Genomic DNA, 18,491 nt, shown 5'->3' on the forward strand with positions numbered 1-18,491 from the left:
GCTCAAACCGTTGCTTTTTTCATGCCAACCTAAATTACAGGCTGCCCAAGATAATGCGCAATACGCGGCGCAACGGCTCGGCAGCGCCCCACAAGAGTTGGTCGCCGACAGTGAACGCGCTGATGTATTCGCCGCCCATTTCCAGTTTGCGGATACGGCCGACAGGAACAGACAGCGTGCCGGTAACTTTGGCAGGAGTCAGCTCGTGGATGCTGGCTTCTTTTTCGTTAGGGATGACTTTCACCCAATCGTTTGCGCCAGCCAAAATGGCTTCGATTTCAGAAACAGGCAGGTCTTTTTTCAGCTTCAGGGTGAGGGCTTGGCTGTGGCAGCGCATAGAGCCGATGCGCACGCACAAGCCGTCGATTACGGTCGGATTGTCGCTGCGGCCGAGGATTTTGTTGGTTTCCACGCCGCCCTTCCATTCTTCTTTGGACTGGCCGTTGCCCAAGTCCACGTCAATCCACGGAATCAGGCTGCCGGCGAGCGGTACGCCGAAGTTGGCTTTCGGATAATCTTCGCTGCGCAAGAAATCGGACACTTTGCGGTCGATGTCGAGAATCGCGCTGGAAGGATCGGCAAGCTCGTCTGCCACTTTGGCGTGAATCGCGCCCATGCCGCTGATGAGTTCGCGCATGTTTTTCGCACCCGCGCCGGAAGCGGCTTGATAGGTCATGCTGGTTGCCCATTCGACCAAATCATTTTGGAACAAACCGCCCAAAGCCATCAGCATCAGGGAAACGGTACAGTTGCCGCCGATGTAGTTTTTCACGCCGTTTTTGAGGCCGTTGTCGATGACGTTGCGGTTGACAGGATCGAGGACGATAATCGCATCGTCTTTCATGCGCAGGGAAGAAGCCGCGTCAACCCAGTAGCCGTTCCAGCCGCTGTCGCGCAGGGGTTGGAAGACGGATTTGGTGTAATCGCCACCCTGACAGGTAACGATAATGTCCATTTTTGCCAATTCGGCAACATCGTTGGCATCCAACAATGTTTTGGCTGCCTGACCGAAATCAGGGGCAGCGCCGCCGACATTGGAAGTGGTAAAGAAAAACGCTTCGGGAATGTGGGCGAAGTCGTTTTCTTCTTTCATACGCTGCATCAAAACAGAGCCGACCATACCGCGCCAGCCGACGAAACCTACTTTCATGTGCTACTCCTTGAGAAGAAAATCCTGATAAGTTTTATAGTGCATTAACAAAAATCGGAACGGCATCGCCTGCCGCTTTGTTCAGATTTTTGTTAACCCACTATAACAAAGGGGAAAACAAGTGTTTTAACGCCGTCTGCGGAAAATGTAAAGGTTTTTATCGAAATTTTTTAGAATGATGGAAAAATAGGTTAAGATGGCAATGAAACTACATTTCATTAATTGCATAGAGGAAAGATTAAATGAATGAAATAAAGTCGGTAGATTTGCCGCAAACGGAAGTAGTGGATGTCCATATTGCTTCAGTATGGTCACGGGTCGCGGCATATTTGTTGAATTATTTATTTAATGTAATTATTTTTTTACCCTATTATTATATTTTATATACTGAGACAGCAGCAATTGCCAAGCAGAAAAATATTGCTTTTACACAAGAGCTTATAATAAGTGTCAGCGAGCGGGCCGATATGACACAGATGCTAGGATTGACCTCTATCGTATATTTAATTGTCGGTATTGTTCAGCTTTATTATATGAGCCGCTATGGTCAATCCTTGGGTAAAAAGATCATGCGTATTCGTGTATTGAAAAGCAATGGCAGCAATCCGGGTTTTCTTGGTACGGTATTGGTGCGAGAAGTTGCATGGGGCTTAATTGTACTTGTCATCTTGATTTCTGCATACTTTGTATTAAAAGTAAACATTTTAATTTGTTCCCTACTGATTTTACTGATCAACTTCATCATGCTCTTCTCCGTCAAACGCGACCGCCGCACGCTCTACGATATGCTGGCCGATACGGTTGTCGTCAAATTGCCGCCGCGCCGATAAATGGCTTTTTTGTGTTAAAATCAGCACTTTCCAACATAGGCCGTCTGAAAAATAGCTTTCAGACGGCCTTTCGACACGCTATTGATTCCATGAAAAAACACCTGTACCGCATCACGCTCGTCAGCATTGCTGCAGCCATTCTTGCCGCCTGTCCTAGCAAAAGCATTAAAAATCTTCCCGAAACCGACACCAGCGTTATCAAAGGCCCTGACCGCCCCACCGGTACGCCTGACCCCATCGGTACGACAGTGAGCGGGGGAGGAGCAAACTACACCGTAGTTTCCTACAACGAATTGCCGCACTGGAGCACCCAACACTTCGCCAAAAGCCTGCAGTCTTTCCGCTTAGGCTGTGAAAAACTCAAAAACCGCCAAGGCTGGCAGGACGTTTGTATCCAAGCCATGCAGACGCCGGCACATCATTTCCAAGCCAAGCACTTTTTCGAGCGCTATTTCACCGCATGGCGCGTCGATAACGGCGGCAATCCTGCCGGCACCATTACCGGCTATTACGAACCGGTCCTTCACGGCGACGACAAGCCCACAAGCCAATCCCGTTTCCCTATTTACGGCATTCCGAACGATTTTGTTTCTGTTCCGCTGGCTGCAAACTTGAGAGGCAGCAAAGCCACCGTCCGCATCCGCCAAACCGGCCAAAACAGCGGCGTCATCGACAACAGTGGCACATACACGGCCGATTTGTCCAGATTCCCGATTACAGCACGCAGCACTGCGCTGAAAGGCCGTTTTGAAGGCAGCCGTTTCGTTCCTTACTACACCCGCAGCCAAATCAACGGCGGCGCGCTTAACGGTAAAGCGCCGATTTTGGGTTACGCAGATGATCCGGTCGAACTTTTCTTTATGCACATTCAAGGTTCAGGCCGTCTGAAAACGCCGTCAGGCAAATACATCCGCGTTGGATTTGCCGATAAAAACGAACATCCGTATGTTTCCATCGGCCGCTATATGGCGGACAAAGGCTATCTGCCGTTGGGTCAGACCAGCATGCAGGGCATCAAGGCCTATATGAAGCAAAACCCCGGCCGCCTTGCCGAAGTTTTGGGACAAAACCCAAGCTACGTCTTCTTCCGTGAGCTGACCGGCAGCAGTGATTCCGGCCCGGTGGGCGCATTGGGTACGCCGTTGATGGGCGAATACGCCGGTGCCATTGACCGTCACTACATCACGCTTGGCGCACCATTATTTGTCGCTACTGCCCACCCGACCACCAAAAAAGCACTCAACCGCCTGATTATGGCGCAAGATACCGGCAGCGCGATTAAAGGCGCGGTCCGTGTGGATTATTTCTGGGGCTATGGTGACGAAGCAGGCGAAGTGGCCGGCAAAATGAAAACCACCGGCTATGTATGGCAGCTCCTGCCTAACGGCATGAAACCGGAATACCGTCCATAAACAGCGGTTTAAAAAAGGCCGTCTGAAACCAAGATTCAGGTTTCAGACGGCCTTTTTATTTCTATAAAAATGCGGTAGGTTTTTAAAACCTGCCGCGGTATGGGGACATACAGCTCGGACGGTAAGCCGGGTTCTGTCGCGGACAGTCATTCCTCTAGGCACATCATTGCTGGTGTGCTCAAGCAACCTACCCGAACGCTCGGCGAGCAGCGTCATCGCGTTCTGTTTGGTCTTGCTCCGAATGGGGTTTAGCCTGCTGCGCTTTGTTACCAAATGCACGGTGCGCTCTTACCGCACCTTTTCACCCTTACCTGTTTTGCCCGAAGGCAATCATCGGCGGTATTGCTTTCTGTTCCACTTTCCGTCGCGTTGCCGCGCCCGGCCGTTAGCCGGCATTCTGCTCTATGGAGCCCGGACTTTCCTCCCCGTATGCCTTACGCGATACGCGGCGACTGTCTGTCCGACCTGTATGAGTCGCGGATTATAGCACAGTCGGTATAAGGTTCAGACGGCCTAAATATTTATTTTTTCTTTTTAAATGCTATTTCGGTTAAACCCAATTCCTGTGCTTTTTTGCGGACTGCGGATTCGGGCATTTCGCGTGCCAGGCGGCTGGTGCAGTATTCGGTCATGGTGGTGGCGCAGGCTTTGAAGTTGCCGGTAAAGTCGCTGGCGGCACTCAAAAACGGGATGAGGCGGCCGGCCATGATTTCTTCGGCCGGTGCGTCTGTTTGGGCGGATACGCGCCCGGACTCGACCGCCGAGAAAATTTGTTCTGTAAAGCGTCGGGCGAAGTTTTCTTCTGTTTGGCAGTCTTGAAATGCAGTGTTTTCATATTGGCAGACGAGGGTAACTTCGCCTTCCGCTTCTTGCAGCGGTTCGGCCAAATCGAGTTTGAGGGTTTGCTTGTCGGTTTGCAGCCAGGCGGTGCGGCCTTGGGTTTTGATGATTTTGCCGTAAACGCCGATGGCATCGTTTTGGGGGATGTTTTTCTGTTCGGCAAGTTGTTGGGCCGAGAATAAGGGGGCTTGTTCGGCAAATGCGCCGCCGGTTTCGTGTTTGAAGTAGGCGGCGAGGTCTTGTTTGATGAAGGCTTGGGTCAGTAGTTTTTCGCCTTCGGTCAGGCGGTGTGCAAAGCCGTGTGTTTTGGGGGCGGATGCGGCATCCGTGGTCTTGGTGTCCGGTGTGCAGGCGCTCAGGAGTAAAAGCAGGGGAAGGATGTATTTCATGGTTGGTCTCTCAACAGGCCGTCTGAACCTATGGTTTCAAACGGTCAGCGTTGTTTATCGATAACGATAAACCTGGCGGGGATAAACGGGATAGGCCGGGTAATTGCGGACGGGTTCGCTGTCTTGGTAAATGACGGTTGTTCCCGGCGGGGCGTTGATGGTCACGGTTTTGTTGACAGTGGTTTGCGAGTGGACGGGCAGGTCCAAGACGGCGGTGCGCCCATACGGAGTCTCGGTATAGACGCACGCGCTCAGCAAGAGGGTGACGCTCAGTGCCAATGCCTTCATGTTTCAGACGGCCTTATTTGAGCAGGTTTTTCAAGGCCAGGCGCACGCCTTCGCCAACTTCCGTGCCATTGGGAATGCCTTTGGTGGCGGCTTTGGCTTCGCGTTCGTTGTAGCCGAGGGCAAGCAGGGTGTTGATGATGTCTTGGCTTTCGTCGGCAACGGCATCAGGGGCAAACAGGCCGTCTGAAACGGTATGGGACACGAGTTTGCCGCGCAGTTCCAACACCATGCGTTCGGCGGTTTTCTTGCCGATGCCGGGGGCGGAAGAGAGGCGTTTGACGTCTTCTTCGGCAATGGCTTGCGCCAGCTCGTCGGCATTCATGGCCGACAAAATGCCCAATGCGGTTTTGGCACCGATGCCGCTGACTTTGACCAGTTGGCGGAAGGTGGCGCGTTCCTCGGCTGAGGCGAAACCAAACAGCAAATGCGCGTCTTCGCGGACGACCAGCTGGGTGTAGAGATGGACGGCTTCGCCAACGGAGGGCAGGTTGTAGAAAGTCTGCATGGAAACGTCGGCTTCATAACCGACGCCGTTGACGTCGATAACGACCTGCGGCGGATTTTTCTCAATCAATTTGCCTGTAAGCCTGCTGATCATGGTGTTCCCCTGTGATTAAAAAAGGCCGTCTGAAACCTTGTAATCGGGTTTCAGACGGCCTTGTATTGTATCAAACTTCAGCGGTAACGCGGACGAAATCAGATGGCGGATGCCAGGTTCATATGACGGGCGCGTTCGCCTGCTTCGGCAGCACGTTCTTGGCTGCTGAACGGACCCATTTTGACAACGTATTCGTAGTTGCGTTTTTCAAGCATGATTTTGCTGTCGGATGGTAGGTTTTGTGCTGTTTGGTTCAAATAAGCCTGCGCTTCGCGTTGGGTACCGAAGGATTTCAAATCAACAAAAAATTCTTTGTTGTTTGGGGAAATAATGGTTTGAGCGGCGGTTTGGCCGGGGATGATTTGTTCAACTTTGACGTTGGCCGAGCCTTGGTTGATGAAACCTAATTGTTGGGCGGCGGCTTTGGAAACATCGATGACGCGGTTGCCGTGGAAAGGGCCGCGGTCGTTGACGCGGACGATGACGCTTTTGCCGTTTTGCATATTGGTCACGCGTGCGTAGCTGGGAATAGGGAGGGTTTTGTGGGCGGCGGAGAGGGCGTTCATATTGTAACGCTCGCCGCTGGAAGTTTTACGGCCGTGGAATTGGTTGCCGTACCATGAGGCTTTACCGGTTTGGCTGAAAGAGGAAACTTTGGTCAGCGGCGTGTAGCGTTTGCCGGCAACTTTGTAACTGCGGTTGGCAGAAGGATGCAGTTTTTCGACTCGGACCACGCTGTCGGCAACGGCGGCATTGATGGAAAGGACGCCGATGGTGGCGGCGGCTAAGGAAAGGAGGGTTTTTTTAGTAAAAATCAAAACGGGTTCCGTTCTTGAGTTGATAACGTAGCGGTTTCAGACGGCCTGTTATACGCCTCCGGCAAAACCGTTTTGTCGCCATGCTTCAAACAGAATGACGGCGACGGTATTGGAAAGATTCATGCTCCTGCTGTCGGGCATCATCGGCAGACGGATTTTTTGTCCGGCAGGCAGGCTGTCGAGAACTTCGGCAGGCAGGCCGCGTGTTTCGGGACCAAACAGCAACAGGTCGCCTTCGCGGAAGGAAACTTCGTCGGGGCGGGTGGAGCCTTTGGTGGTCAGCGCGAAAATACGGCGGCCTTCGAGTGCCTTGAGGCAATCATCGAAATTCTCATGTACCGTCAGTTTGGCAAACTCGTGATAATCCAAACCCGCGCGTTTCATTTTGGACGAATCCAGAGGAAACCCAAGCGGTTTGACCAAGTGCAAATCAGCACCGGTATTGGCGCACAGGCGGATAATATTGCCCGTATTGGGCGGGATTTCGGGTTGGTACAAAACTATGGTAAACATATAAATCAATCACTTATAGAGTGGCATAATGCCGAAATGTTCCATGGGTGTCAAAAACTTTAAGCTATTTTTTCATTGGCGGCCGCGCCAAACTCCAGCAAAAAATCTTACCTGCGCCTGATTTTTTCAGCGTTTTCGCCAATTCGTTTAAAGTCGAGCCGGTGGTGAAGACATCATCAATTAACAGAATATTACACGCCTTCGGCAATTCGGCTTTGATTTTAAATGCATTCTTGATATTTCGCCGACGTTCGTCGCTTTTCAGCGTACTTTGCGGCTCGCCATGCCGTCTGAAAACCGCGTGGCGCGGCAGCAGCGTCCAGCCGTAGCGTTTTGCCAAAATATCCGTCAATGCCTCGCTTTGGTTGAATCCGCGCTTGAGCCGCCGCTCTTTGCTCAAAGGCATGGGCAGGACGAAATCGAAGTGTTCCGTCGCCAGCCAGTCCGGTGCGTTTTGGCACATTAAATCCGCCAACGGATGGCTCATGCCCAAATCGGCCAAGTGTTTCAGCTCGCGTATCATGCTGCTGACGGGCGGTTCGTAATACAGCGAGGCCCACATTCTATCAAATGCGGGCGGCTTTTTCTGACAACTGCCGCACACTGCCCCGCCCGCGACATGGCGGAAACACAAAGGGCAGCTTTGTGCCGCGTCGATAAAATATTCCGTCAAATCATTTGCGCAGCCTCGGCAAAGGCCGTCTGAAACGGAATCGTGGCATAATACGCAACGTCGCGCATTGAGCTGTTTCAAACTGCGCCACCAAGAAAGAACATTCATGCCACACTCCGCCAAAAAAGTTTATCTGATACACGGTTGGGCGGCGAACCGCCATGTATTCGACGATTTGATACCGCGCCTGCCTGCCGATTGGGATGTCCGCGCGCTGGATTTGCCCGGACACGGCGATGCGCCTTTTGCCGAACCGTTTGATATTGCCGCTGTTGCCGAAGCTTTCGCCGGACAAATCGACATGCCGGCACACATTCTCGGCTGGTCGCTGGGCGGACTGGTTGCCCTGTATCTGACCGCGCTTTATCCCGACAAAATCCAATCGCTCTGCCTGACGGCAAGTTTTGCCCGATTGACTGCCGACACGGATTATCCCGAAGGCTTGGCGCAACCTGCCTTGGGCAAGATGGTCGGCGCATTCCAGCAGGATTATGCCAAACATATTAAACAGTTTCTACAACTGCAACTGCTGCACACGCCGAATTCAGGCGAAATCTTAAACCGGGTGCTGCCCGATTTGGCGCGTTGCGGCACGCCTTCCGCCTTACAGGCTGCGCTTGAAGCCGTCAACCATGCCGACGCGCGTCCGCTGTTGCCGCGTATTCAAACGCCGTCATTGCTGGTGTTTGGACAGAAAGACGCGATCACGCCGCCGCGCATGGGCGAATATTTACACCGCCATTTGAGCGACAGCGAGCTGGTCCTTATCGACAAAGCCGCACACGCGCCCTTTTTAAGCCATGCCGACGAGTTTGCCGAAATTTACCGCGGTTTTGTTGAGAAGGTTGTCTGAAAAATATCTATATTACAAAATATTAAAATACAATTGCATTGCAATTTAATAAGTTTTATCTTTAAATTTTATCTTAAAGGGACTATTAAACATGACTGGAAAGACTGTTTATTTTCGCCTACCCGAAACCGAACAAAAACATAAAAATTCTGTAACACAAGAAATGCTCGGGAAAAGCATTTCTCGTGCTTTTCGTTCCTACAAAGCGCAATTTCCGCAATATGCAAGCAAAGAATATGAGACTGTTGCGAAACAGTTTTGCGAAGATTTCTTTTTAGCCGATGAAGCAATAATTGCTAACTTTGCCAATCTTTCTTTGCAAGATAATTCGGAAAAAAAGATTTCTTTATCTATTCGGATTTCTTCCCATCCTGTTTTCAATCAACATATTCCTCATAACATTGCGGTAGCCGTTATCGGATATTGTCCGACAGCAACTGTTAGTCCTGTTTTTATTCCTGAACGAGTATTTCTCACACATGGAGGAATGGATGCGACTGCTTATGAAAAACAAGTTGAAACTCATTTTTATCAGTTACAGGAAAATTCATATCCGCCTCGCAGTCAACCTAATTTGCTTTCCTCTGATTTTACAAAATCCCTACCGGCATATGCCGCTAAAACTAAAGAACGCTTGTCGGGTTGGTTAGACTTTTTGACCTTTAAAAATAAGTTAATCAAGCACAAAACTCAGGGATTACGATATCTGAATTGGCAGTTTAATGAAGAAACGGGACAGGTACACTTTTTGGTCATTGCCGAAGATGAACAGGTATTGAAAAAAACACGCGCCGCATTCAGCCGTCAAAGCCTGCATACATTCAAAACCGAAGTTTCAACCGAGCCATTTCGTTTTATTCTGCCGAAAAAAGACACTACGCTAGTGGATAGTGCATTTTCACAATTGGGACAATTGGCGAATCAGGGCATCAAAATTATTCAGAAAAACAATTCTGATAAAGAAAAGCTCACCTTCTGTGAGGATTTTCGTCGAGAATCACAAAAGAAGGCTGATAAAAATAACACATTTGATTTCAGTAAAGCTGTGTTTGCGGACGTATTTGTCGATATATCCGAAGAGTTAAGCAATCACATTGCCAAATTTGAAGATGATGACAACAGAGAAGAAGGCAAAACACGCCAAAAGAAAATCAATTCCCTATTTAAAAATATGCCCGAGAGTGGCTTTATCTCTATATCTTTAGTCGGCGATTTAGCGTTGATTGAGCGTCATCGCCGAGCGGTAAAAAACCTGCAACAAAATGAAGGTTGTTATGCGCCGTATCTTTCAAGTTATCTGTTTGATATTGAAAATGCCAACCAGCCTGATGAAATTCCAGAAATTACCGAATGGGAAAACAAGAGTTTAAATGACAAACAAAAATCTGCCGTACAAAAAATGCTGGCGGCACCTGATATTTGTTTGATTCAGGGGCCACCGGGAACCGGCAAAACCACGGTCATCGCCGAGGCCTGCCTACAATTTGCCAAGCGCGGAGAAACGGTCTTGCTTGCAAGCCAAGCTCATGACGCATTGGATAATGCTTTGTCGCGCCTGCAAAACCATCCTGAATTAAGGGCTGTCCGTTTAGCAAAAAGTGCCAACCGCATTACGGAAGAAGGTAAACAATTTACCGGCGAAAGTATATTGAGCAAACATTATGTATCGTTGCGCAATTATGTAGCCAAAGAATACCTGCAACCGTTTAACGCATTATCGGAAGAAACCGAAAAACTTCGCGAATGGGTAAAACAGGCTGAATTTGTGGCACATGATTTGCAACAGCTTCGTGCAGAATACCGTACCAATCAAGGTCGTCTGAAACAAGCAGAGCAGGCACTTATCCAAGCCAAAATTGAGTTTGATGAACAGCAGGATATTTTCAGACGACATAGCCGCGATATAGAAAACATTGCACTGCTTATCGACTTACTCAATGAGAAAAATTCCGGTGAAGCCTTGCGTAACAGCAATTTTATTTTACCCGAAACACTTTATCCATTGGCAGAACACCTTACTAACCTTGAACATCTGCATATCAGCCAAAAGTTTTCTTACGAGCGGTTTCTTGCCGAAAGAGAAAACCAAGCTGCCATTCTTTATAAACTGATTCAACTTTATCAGCGTATTCAGGCAGTTTTGCCGAAAATGGAAGCAGATTTAGCACGATTGAACGGTGGCAATGGCACAATGGGGGCAGATACGAAAACCCTGCTGGAAATAGAACAGTTACAACAGGAAATCGATGAAATCGCTGATCAAATGGAAAATGACGACAGCAATGAACTTTCCGCCCTATGGAAAGAAAAACGAAAAGCATTGCGCCTTTTGAAAGAGAAACCGTCGGACGGTCTAAATCTCGAACCTTACCAAATTTTTAATGATGCAGAACGCTTCGCACAAAATAATCCAGAAATACTCAAACCGCTGCTGATACAGCGCGTTCAAAATCTAACCATATTCCAACAGAAATATCAGACATTGGTACAAGCCACAGTTTGGGATTTGAACAATCAGTTGCAAGGCTATGATTTGCAACCGCCAAGTGATGAAAGCGTACGGGAAAAGCAGGCCGATCTTGAAGCATTAAAAGAGGATAAGCATCAAATTACCGAACGAGGTCGTCTGAAAAAACAACAGGCAGCACAAATACTTATCGATGGCGGATTTTCTGCTGAAGCAGACTTTTTGGCAGAATTTGCCACACAGCAAAGCCGTTTGAACGCATTAGAAAGTGAACTGCAAACCCTGCAAACACAAAACCAAGATTTTATGCCTTTATTCTCCCGTTGGCAGGAAATCCTGAAAGAGCCGGAAAAAAGAGCAGAAAAAGATTGGAGTGAGCTGGAAAAACCGTTTGTTGAAAGCTGCAATCTGGTTGCCATTACCTGTAATGAAAATGAGCGGACACTAACCGATAATAATTTTGACGGTTTTGATGTAGTCATTATCGACGAGGTATCCAAAGCTACACCGTTGGAAATGTTGCTGCCTCTTATGCGTGCCAAAAAAGCCATTTTGGTGGGTGACCATCGTCAATTGCCACCGATATTCAATGAAGCCGACGGACTGACATTTGAAGATGAGGTCGAACAAAACGAAGCACAGGAAAACAAGCAAGATTCCGATACGGATTTGACCGAGGATAATTTGCATAAATTCGAAAAAATGGTAACGGCAAGTCTGTTTAAAGAATTGTTTGAAAAGGCACCGGAAAGTTTACGCGAACGCTTAAATATTCAATTTCGCATGCACCCTGACATCATGAAGATGATCAACTACTTTTATGAAAGGCAATTGACCTGCGGCAATCCGGATGCCAAGCGGCCTCATGGGATTGAGTTTAAAGGACTATTGTCCCAAAAAGACCATGTGCTGTGGATTGATACGACAGATGATGAAAAAGGAAAGCGTTTTTCGATTAATGACGGGCAAAGCAATATCAACGTATTAGAGGCAAGAATGATTGCCAAAACATTGGTGGATATGAACCGTCAGCTTGAGACATTGGGTTATGGCAAGGACAACAAAATGAAAGTAGGTGTCGTTTCATTTTACCAGCCTCAATGCCGCGTCATTCGTGATGAAATCCGAAAAATCAATAAAGATAAATTATCGTTTTCCGCCATTGATGTAGAAATCAATACGGTTATCCGCTATCAAGGCAAAGAAAAACCGATTATTTTACTGAGCCTGGTAAAAAACAATGGTGGTGATAGAACACAAAAATTCCGAGCCGGCAGAGCAAACATCGCCCGTTTTGAATTTATCAATGTGGCAATGTCTCGCGCACAAAATCTTTTATTGATATTCGGTGCAAGAAATATGCTGGAAAACCGGGAAGTCAAACTGCCTCGAATGGATAAAGCAGGATACGATAAAGAAATGGTTTATAAGAATATGTTCAAATATTTAGAACATTGGGCAGAAACAGGCGGAATTTGCGATGCGAAAGAATTTTCCGCCATCCTGCCAAACATACAACCTCAGCAAAAAGGGCGTAGATAATGGATAAATTGCTGGCAAAAAAGACCTTTTCCTATCCGATTTACCGCGCGGATACAGAGTATCGCTACCGTAAAATTGGTACGCCGACCGTATTTGCCGAGTTGTTGATGGGTCTTGCCCATAATGATTTTCCGCAATTGGCAAATAACAGCTTGGCGCAAATTGCCCGTGTATTGAAGCTGGGTTTCACCATTGTCCGCTATACGCTGGAAAACCTTAATGATACGGGACTGATTGAACATATTGATTTACCCGATACTGAAGATGATTTAGCCAAGTTATCTCTAGCAGATTTAAAACTGACCGACAATGGCAAAAAGTTTTACCATGAGAAAAAAATGCCGGGACGGCGTAGAACAGAAAATGCTGAATTTTGGTTTAATCCATTATTGAATGAATATATCGGCAAACCAAAACAAAGCGCAAGCAACGTAGAAGATGTTGTTGAGCTGAATTGTTCCCTTTTCCCTGTTAATGAAACTTTATTGCAGCAATTGAGTGGGCTGGAGTCTACAAATCAAAAATGGTTTGATGCCGAAACCGAATTGGAGCATGACGGCATCAGCGTAACGTGTGATGAAGATACATCTTTACCGCAAACTGTCCCTGTCAAGCTCACACTGGACGGCAACCGCTATTTGAATATCGATAGCGAAGACAAGCTGTTCTCCCAATGGATAAATACGCGCGAGCCACAAGTCATCAAAGAAGTTCTGCTTGAACCTATGATTTTTGATGCTGAAGACGCAATCGAATGGGATGTAGATTTGGATTTGCCTGAAAACGGTTTGCTGTCGCTGGTTTTGGCAGATCAGGAATCCGACACACGCCAAATCGGCAATACGGTTGAAGTTAAATTCAATGGAAATCATGATGAACTTGACGATAAAACACCACTGATTGTCTTCTCTAACATTGCCGAAGCTGAATTACACGGCAAACATCTTTTTATTCCTACACGCTTAGATGATTCAGACGGTCTGACCCGCATATTTTTCCGTTTTTCGGATAATACGCTTTTCGTGGAGGAAACAGGTTATCTTGAGTGCTATTTCGATCATCAGCCGTATCCGTTACCGGCAAAAATTTTATATCAAGAATCTGAAAATTGGCTTGCTGACCTGCCCGCGCTTTCTCAGCCGAATATGGCGGTTTTGGCATTTATGGCAAATTTTGTCCCCGCAGCTGATATTCTGAAAAAATTGCCTGAGATGACGATAACTCAAGCAGTTGGCTTTGCCGAGTTGATTAAAAAGACTTGGAGTAAGCCGTTCCTCCCCGAGAACTGGGAAGAAAAAATTGAGCCTCTTAATAATGAAAACGATTTGGAACAATTTGCCGAACTTTTCCCCAAGACAGATTTGAGCTTGGCAAGATTTTCAGCAGAAGCGCAACGGCAAGCCTTTGATTGGGCAGTCAGTAATGAAAAATCGACGGCACGTAAAATTCCCGAATTGTCCGACCTGCTGGCACAACATAAAGCATTAGGTCGTCTGAAACCCGACGAATTGAAGTTAAAAGACATCAAGCAAAACAGTTTGGAACAAATCGGTCAATGGCAGAAAAACGTCGAAGCAATCAACCGTACTTTTCCTGCAATTTCCGCTTCAAACGACATTGCCAAACTGTCGGAGCAGCTAAAACAATGGCAGTCGGCAGTATTCCAATATTTCGAACCGATGGACGTAACACAGAAATTTGTCGTATTGGATACCAACTTTGTCCGCAAATGTCCCAGCAGTCTGTCTGCAATCCAAACGGAAGGTACGGTAATCCTTCCTCAAACCGTGTTAAACGAATTGGATTATCAAAAAGAGAAGTTCAAACGGGATTTAGCTACCGCCAAACAAGCCTTAGTGGAAAAAACCGAGCAATGTGAAGCCATTGTTTCAGTCGACATTGATGCACAAATTGCAGATTGCGATGCCCTTTTAGATCGTCTGAAAGCAGAGTTAGATGCGGTCAGAATGCAGTTGAACCAGTTAAACAGTAAGGAACGGCCAAATGGCTAAAAAAAACAAAAACAAGCAAAAACAGCAAAACCAAATCAACGGACAAGTCAAATCAGCGGTAGAAAAATCACCCGCAACGCTGGCGTTGGAGAAACAGCGCGATGAATTGAACGCGCGAATCCTACAAGTCCAAAACCAAAAATCCAAATGGGAAAAGAAAAAACGCGATTTGGATTTGAAGCGGCAGCAGGCAGAAAAAGAAAAAATCCAAGCGGAAGAAAGCGTTGAGCGGTTGGAACGGGAAGCCGCAGAAATACGCGCAGCCATACGCAAGATTGAAGAATTGAAACTGGCGCGGCATACGGAATCCGCCGAACCGGAAATTTTGGCATTAATGGGTGCAGAAGCAGACGGTCAGAACCGCAACGGACAAAACGATCAAGCCATCCTGGCTGTTGCCGCACGATATAAGTTGAATGATGTTGTGCTTTATACGAAAGATAAAAACCTTAAAAATCACGCTACGGCTGTCGGCATTAAAACCACATCTGAACCGTAACGTCGTCTGAAAACGATTTAGGAGACGAATAAAATGAGTCAAATCAGCGAAAACCGTTGGCAATTGGAACGCGAACGGGAAATCCGCGAAGCCGCACGCAAGGCAAGGGAAGCCGAAATCAGCCAAACAACGGAAATTTATCTGCGCCGTTACGAACAGCAGCTAAACGATTTGGAAAACAGCGATCTGGCTGAATTTGCTTTGCAAAACATCGCTACCATACGCACTGAGATTCAACGGGTACGGCATATGAACGCTTATGACGGACGTAACCGCAGTTTTGCTATTGGTCAGCTTGTACAAGCCATACGTTACGAAGCACAGGAAAATAAAAGGGTAGCGGAAGAACACCAACATCTGTTGCGTGAAGAGGCGGAACGTGCGGCGGAACGTTTGCGTGCTGAAATAAAAAACGTATGGATACAGGAAACAAGTAATTGGGAAAATAAGCAGGCACGAAATTTGGCATTCAAACCTTTAGCAATACTTCGAAAACGTATTACGGAGGAAAATCTAAGTATTGCTGACATAAAATCGGCGATTCACGAAATTAAACAATCGGCAGAGCAACAAGCCGAAGAAATACGGAAAAATTTTGCTAAAACCGTACAAGACGAAGTTGCACAAACACAAAAGTCCGATCTTTTAAGATTTATTGAAACGGCCAATCTGCCACAATCGGAATCCGAGCGGTTAAAACAAAAAATTGAGCAAGAAAATCAGAAGGATTTGACAGAAATCATCCAAGAAGCCCACCAAATTGAAGATACGGTGATTGAAAACGAAGCCGTCCGTAAGGAAATGGTCAAAGCCGTATATCAATCGCTGAAGCAAGCCGGTTTTACGGTTTTGCCGCCGGTCAAACAAGGTGTCGGCGAAGACAGCGTCGTTGTCATCCAAGCAAGCCGCCCGCAAGGAAACCGGGCAAAATTCCGTGTACGTTTAGATGGTGCGGTTCGCTATGAATTTGATAACTATAAAGGGCAACGCTGTAAAGAAGATATGCAAAAAGTATTGCCGAAACTATCCGAAGTTTATGGTGTAAATTTATCTGATGAACGTGTTCTTTGGGAAAATCCGGATGACGAACATGCCGATGCCAAACCCATCAATCCAACACATACGGCAAAATCGCACTAAGGTAAAAAAATGAACGAATACATCAATACATGGCTAGAAAACTTTGAACGTCAATCTATGATACGTCGGGCTTTAATCATCAGCGGAAACATCATTGACTTAGGTTTCAACCGTTATAACAAATTAATGCCGATAAACAGAATTATTGAAGAAAGTTTAAAAGCACAAGGTTTCGAACAGGTTGTATTTTACTCACGCTTGAATGGTATATCAGGTGTTTCCTCTCAGGAATGGGATGGATTGAACCGGCTCGGCATGCAGGCCGAAGTCGGTGAAGCTTACGATTTTGACGATGACGGTGAAGATAATAAAGCAATATCCGGATGCATTCCCATTCAGCCTCAGGATTTTTTTGCTACCGTTGAACAAGTCATGACCAAAACACAGAAAAAAGCCGCCTTTATCGTAGATTGGTCAAATTATCTGTTCGGGCAAATCAATGCCTTGAGTGAAACGGAACGGGCTTGGTTGCAACAAATCGCTACTGGCCTACGGGATGCCGAACAAACAACAACCGCAGAAGCGATGGGCCAACCGCAAAGCCTGTTGGTTTTTCTGTGCTCGGGCAATACCGCCTTACCGCCATCCGTTTATCTGAACAATCCTTTATTTGCCGAAATAACCATCCCCCTACCTAATATTTCCGAACGCGAAGCCGCTATTTTGGCAAGACAAACACAGTGGAAGGTTAGTGATAATTTGAGTGCGGGAAGTCAATCGTTGGTAGATTTTGTTACATTGACCGACACCCTGACTTTACGCGATATAGATAACCTTGTTCGCTTATCCAGACAACAGCAGACACCTATCAATATACAGAATTTAGTATCGCTGTACCGTTATGGTAAACGCCAATCCCCTTGGGAAAAATTGAATTATCAAAGATTGAAAGATGCCCAAATCACGCTGCAAAGGCGAGTCAAAGGACAAGAATCGGCAATTGGAGCCGTAAACAAGATTTTGATACGGGCCTATACCGGGCTTTCAGGGTTGCAACATTCAGTTAAAGCCCGTATGCCTAAAGGCTCGCTATTTTTTGTCGGACCGACAGGTGTAGGCAAAACCGAATTAGCAAAATCATTGGCACAATTTCTATTTGGTGATGAGGATGCCTGCATCCGCTTCGATATGTCCGAATTTAATCACGAACACGCCGATCAACGCTTAGTTGGCGCACCGCCGGGATATGTCGGTTTTGAAGAAGGAGGTCAATTGACCAATGCAGTGAAAACACGCCCATTTTCCCTGCTCTTGTTTGATGAAATCGAAAAAGCCCATCCGCGGATTTTAGATAAATTTCTACAAATATTAGAAGATGGCCGATTGACCGACGGCAAAGGCGAAACCATTTCTTTTGCTGATACCTTTATTGTTTTCACTTCCAATATCGGTGCAACTAATATTCGACCTGACGAAGATAATAAAGAAAATATTGCAGAACAATTTAAACAGGCAGTGCAATCTCATTTTAGAGACGAACTAAACCGCCCAGAATTATTAGGACGTATAGGCGATGCAAACATTATCCCGTTTAACTTCATACAGGATAATGCTGTATTAAAAGATATAGCGCGCGCAAAACTTAAACCGTTGCCAGGCCGTCTGAAAGAAAAATGGGGGCTTGAAAAACTGGTATTTGAAAATGAGAATAAAGCACTAGATGCATTAATCAAACAAGTAAATTACCAACACGGGGGGCGTGGCGTATTAAACGTGTTAACAAAATATTTATTCGACCCGCTGGCAGAATTTCTCTTTGAGCAAGTAGAACAGCCCCATAAATTAAAAGGCAGGACATTAAAAGTCTTGCAGGCAGGAAAATATTTTGATTTCGAGTTGGAATAATGCACTGGCTGAATATATCCCATATTGTTGAAGCTACCGAAGCCGAAGGACCGGGTCTGCGTTTTGTCATTTGGGTTCAAGGATGTCTGAAACGGTGTAAAGGTTGTTGCAATGGTGAATTACTGAAAATAAAACCTGCCCATCTTATGCGATCGAATGAAATCATCCAATTACTTAAAAACGCAACAGAAAAATATCCACTGGAGGGTCTTACCTTTCTTGGTGGAGAGCCTTTTTTACAAGCTGAAGGATTAGCCGATATTGCCGAGGCTGCACATAATCTAAATCTATCTGTAATGGTTTTTTCCGGTTACGAATATACCGAACTGTCAGAAAATAAATTTTCAGGCAGCAAAAGGCTATTAAACTCTACAGACCTATTGATCGACGGAGAATTTGATAATACACAAATAGAAACAACAAGAAATTGGGTGGGTTCGACAAACCAAAAATTCCATTATTTGACAAATCGTTATTCAGATGAGATTGAGACTCAAGAATTGTCGGTAACTAATGAGTGGAGAGTGGATAGTTGTAATAATATTCAAAGTAATGGATTACCTATTAAATTTTATCCATATTAATTTAACAACATTAAAATAATACATTTCTACCTATTATA

Annotated in this window: 16 protein-coding genes and 1 other RNA gene; 9 read left to right on the forward strand and 8 right to left on the reverse strand. The window is 46.4% G+C overall.

Features of this window, described 5'->3' with window-relative positions; all coding sequences use genetic code 11:
• Nucleotides 1-34 precede the first annotated feature (34 nt).
• On the reverse strand, nt 35-1,150 hold the full coding sequence (gene asd, locus HMPREF2872_RS04530; RefSeq protein WP_063076326.1) for an aspartate-semialdehyde dehydrogenase: 1,116 nt from the start codon (nt 1,148-1,150) through the stop codon (nt 35-37).
• Nucleotides 1,151-1,392: 242 nt separating this feature from the next.
• Between asd and HMPREF2872_RS04535 the strand changes: the two genes are divergently transcribed.
• Complete coding sequence (locus tag HMPREF2872_RS04535; RefSeq protein ID WP_070631518.1) at nt 1,393-1,980, forward strand: RDD family protein; 588 nt, start codon at nt 1,393-1,395, stop codon at nt 1,978-1,980.
• Between the two features lie 89 nt (nt 1,981-2,069).
• Entirely contained in the window at nt 2,070-3,392 is a 1,323-nt protein-coding gene (locus HMPREF2872_RS04540) for a murein transglycosylase A (RefSeq protein WP_070631519.1), read from the forward strand.
• A gap of 106 nt (nt 3,393-3,498) precedes the next feature.
• On the opposite strand, the gene rnpB is transcribed toward HMPREF2872_RS04540, so the two are convergent.
• The 7 genes from rnpB to HMPREF2872_RS04575 all read right to left on the reverse strand — a co-directional run bounded on the left by rnpB (nt 3,499) and on the right by HMPREF2872_RS04575 (nt 7,619).
• Nucleotides 3,499-3,860: RNase P RNA component class A (rnpB, locus tag HMPREF2872_RS04545), an RNA gene on the reverse strand.
• Between the two features lie 53 nt (nt 3,861-3,913).
• The gene (locus HMPREF2872_RS04550; protein WP_070631521.1) at nt 3,914-4,621 is read right to left on the reverse strand and encodes a hypothetical protein; all 708 of its coding nucleotides are present in this window, start codon (nt 4,619-4,621) and stop codon (nt 3,914-3,916) included.
• A 54-nt stretch (nt 4,622-4,675) separates the two neighbouring features.
• Nucleotides 4,676-4,909 (reverse strand): methionine-binding protein, encoded by a 234-nt coding sequence (locus HMPREF2872_RS04555; RefSeq protein WP_070631522.1) that lies wholly within the window; start codon nt 4,907-4,909, stop codon nt 4,676-4,678.
• A 13-nt stretch (nt 4,910-4,922) separates the two neighbouring features.
• Nucleotides 4,923-5,507, reverse strand: coding sequence for a Holliday junction branch migration protein RuvA (ruvA, locus tag HMPREF2872_RS04560; protein ID WP_070631524.1), 585 nt, complete (start codon nt 5,505-5,507; stop codon nt 4,923-4,925).
• Nucleotides 5,508-5,605: 98 nt separating this feature from the next.
• The gene (locus HMPREF2872_RS04565; RefSeq protein WP_070631526.1) at nt 5,606-6,325 is read right to left on the reverse strand and encodes a septal ring lytic transglycosylase RlpA family protein; all 720 of its coding nucleotides are present in this window, start codon (nt 6,323-6,325) and stop codon (nt 5,606-5,608) included.
• Between the two features lie 48 nt (nt 6,326-6,373).
• On the reverse strand, nt 6,374-6,838 hold the full coding sequence (trmL, locus tag HMPREF2872_RS04570; RefSeq protein WP_070631528.1) for a tRNA (uridine(34)/cytosine(34)/5-carboxymethylaminomethyluridine(34)-2'-O)-methyltransferase TrmL: 465 nt from the start codon (nt 6,836-6,838) through the stop codon (nt 6,374-6,376).
• Between the two features lie 64 nt (nt 6,839-6,902).
• A complete protein-coding gene (locus HMPREF2872_RS04575; protein WP_070631530.1) occupies nt 6,903-7,619 on the reverse strand; it encodes a ComF family protein in 717 nt (238 codons plus the stop codon).
• Between HMPREF2872_RS04575 and bioH the strand changes: the two genes are divergently transcribed.
• The 7 genes from bioH to HMPREF2872_RS04610 all read left to right on the forward strand — a co-directional run bounded on the left by bioH (nt 7,618) and on the right by HMPREF2872_RS04610 (nt 18,453).
• The gene (bioH, locus tag HMPREF2872_RS04580; RefSeq protein ID WP_070631531.1) at nt 7,618-8,364 is read left to right on the forward strand and encodes a pimeloyl-ACP methyl ester esterase BioH; all 747 of its coding nucleotides are present in this window, start codon (nt 7,618-7,620) and stop codon (nt 8,362-8,364) included. The two genes, HMPREF2872_RS04575 and bioH, sit on opposite strands and share 2 nt — an antisense overlap.
• A 91-nt stretch (nt 8,365-8,455) precedes the next feature.
• On the forward strand, nt 8,456-12,373 hold the full coding sequence (locus HMPREF2872_RS04585; protein WP_070631533.1) for an AAA domain-containing protein: 3,918 nt from the start codon (nt 8,456-8,458) through the stop codon (nt 12,371-12,373).
• Nucleotides 12,373-14,385, forward strand: a complete 2,013-nt coding sequence (locus HMPREF2872_RS04590; protein ID WP_070631536.1) for a PIN domain-containing protein — start codon at nt 12,373-12,375, stop codon at nt 14,383-14,385. Before HMPREF2872_RS04585 ends, HMPREF2872_RS04590 begins: the two co-directional genes overlap by 1 nt.
• The gene (locus HMPREF2872_RS04595; RefSeq protein WP_070631538.1) at nt 14,378-14,884 is read left to right on the forward strand and encodes a PIN domain-containing protein; all 507 of its coding nucleotides are present in this window, start codon (nt 14,378-14,380) and stop codon (nt 14,882-14,884) included. The genes HMPREF2872_RS04590 and HMPREF2872_RS04595 overlap by 8 nt, the downstream gene beginning before the upstream one ends.
• Before the next feature lie 33 nt (nt 14,885-14,917).
• Nucleotides 14,918-16,024, forward strand: coding sequence for a hypothetical protein (locus HMPREF2872_RS04600; protein WP_070631541.1), 1,107 nt, complete (start codon nt 14,918-14,920; stop codon nt 16,022-16,024).
• A gap of 9 nt (nt 16,025-16,033) precedes the next feature.
• Nucleotides 16,034-17,869, forward strand: a complete 1,836-nt coding sequence (locus HMPREF2872_RS04605; RefSeq protein ID WP_070631543.1) for an AAA family ATPase — start codon at nt 16,034-16,036, stop codon at nt 17,867-17,869.
• Nucleotides 17,869-18,453, forward strand: coding sequence for a 4Fe-4S single cluster domain-containing protein (locus HMPREF2872_RS04610; protein ID WP_003686644.1), 585 nt, complete (start codon nt 17,869-17,871; stop codon nt 18,451-18,453). Before HMPREF2872_RS04605 ends, HMPREF2872_RS04610 begins: the two co-directional genes overlap by 1 nt.
• Nucleotides 18,454-18,491: the final 38 nt, after the last annotated feature.

This window comes from Neisseria sp. HMSC069H12, assembly GCF_001812735.1.
GTDB classification, from domain to species: domain Bacteria; phylum Pseudomonadota; class Gammaproteobacteria; order Burkholderiales; family Neisseriaceae; genus Neisseria; species Neisseria subflava.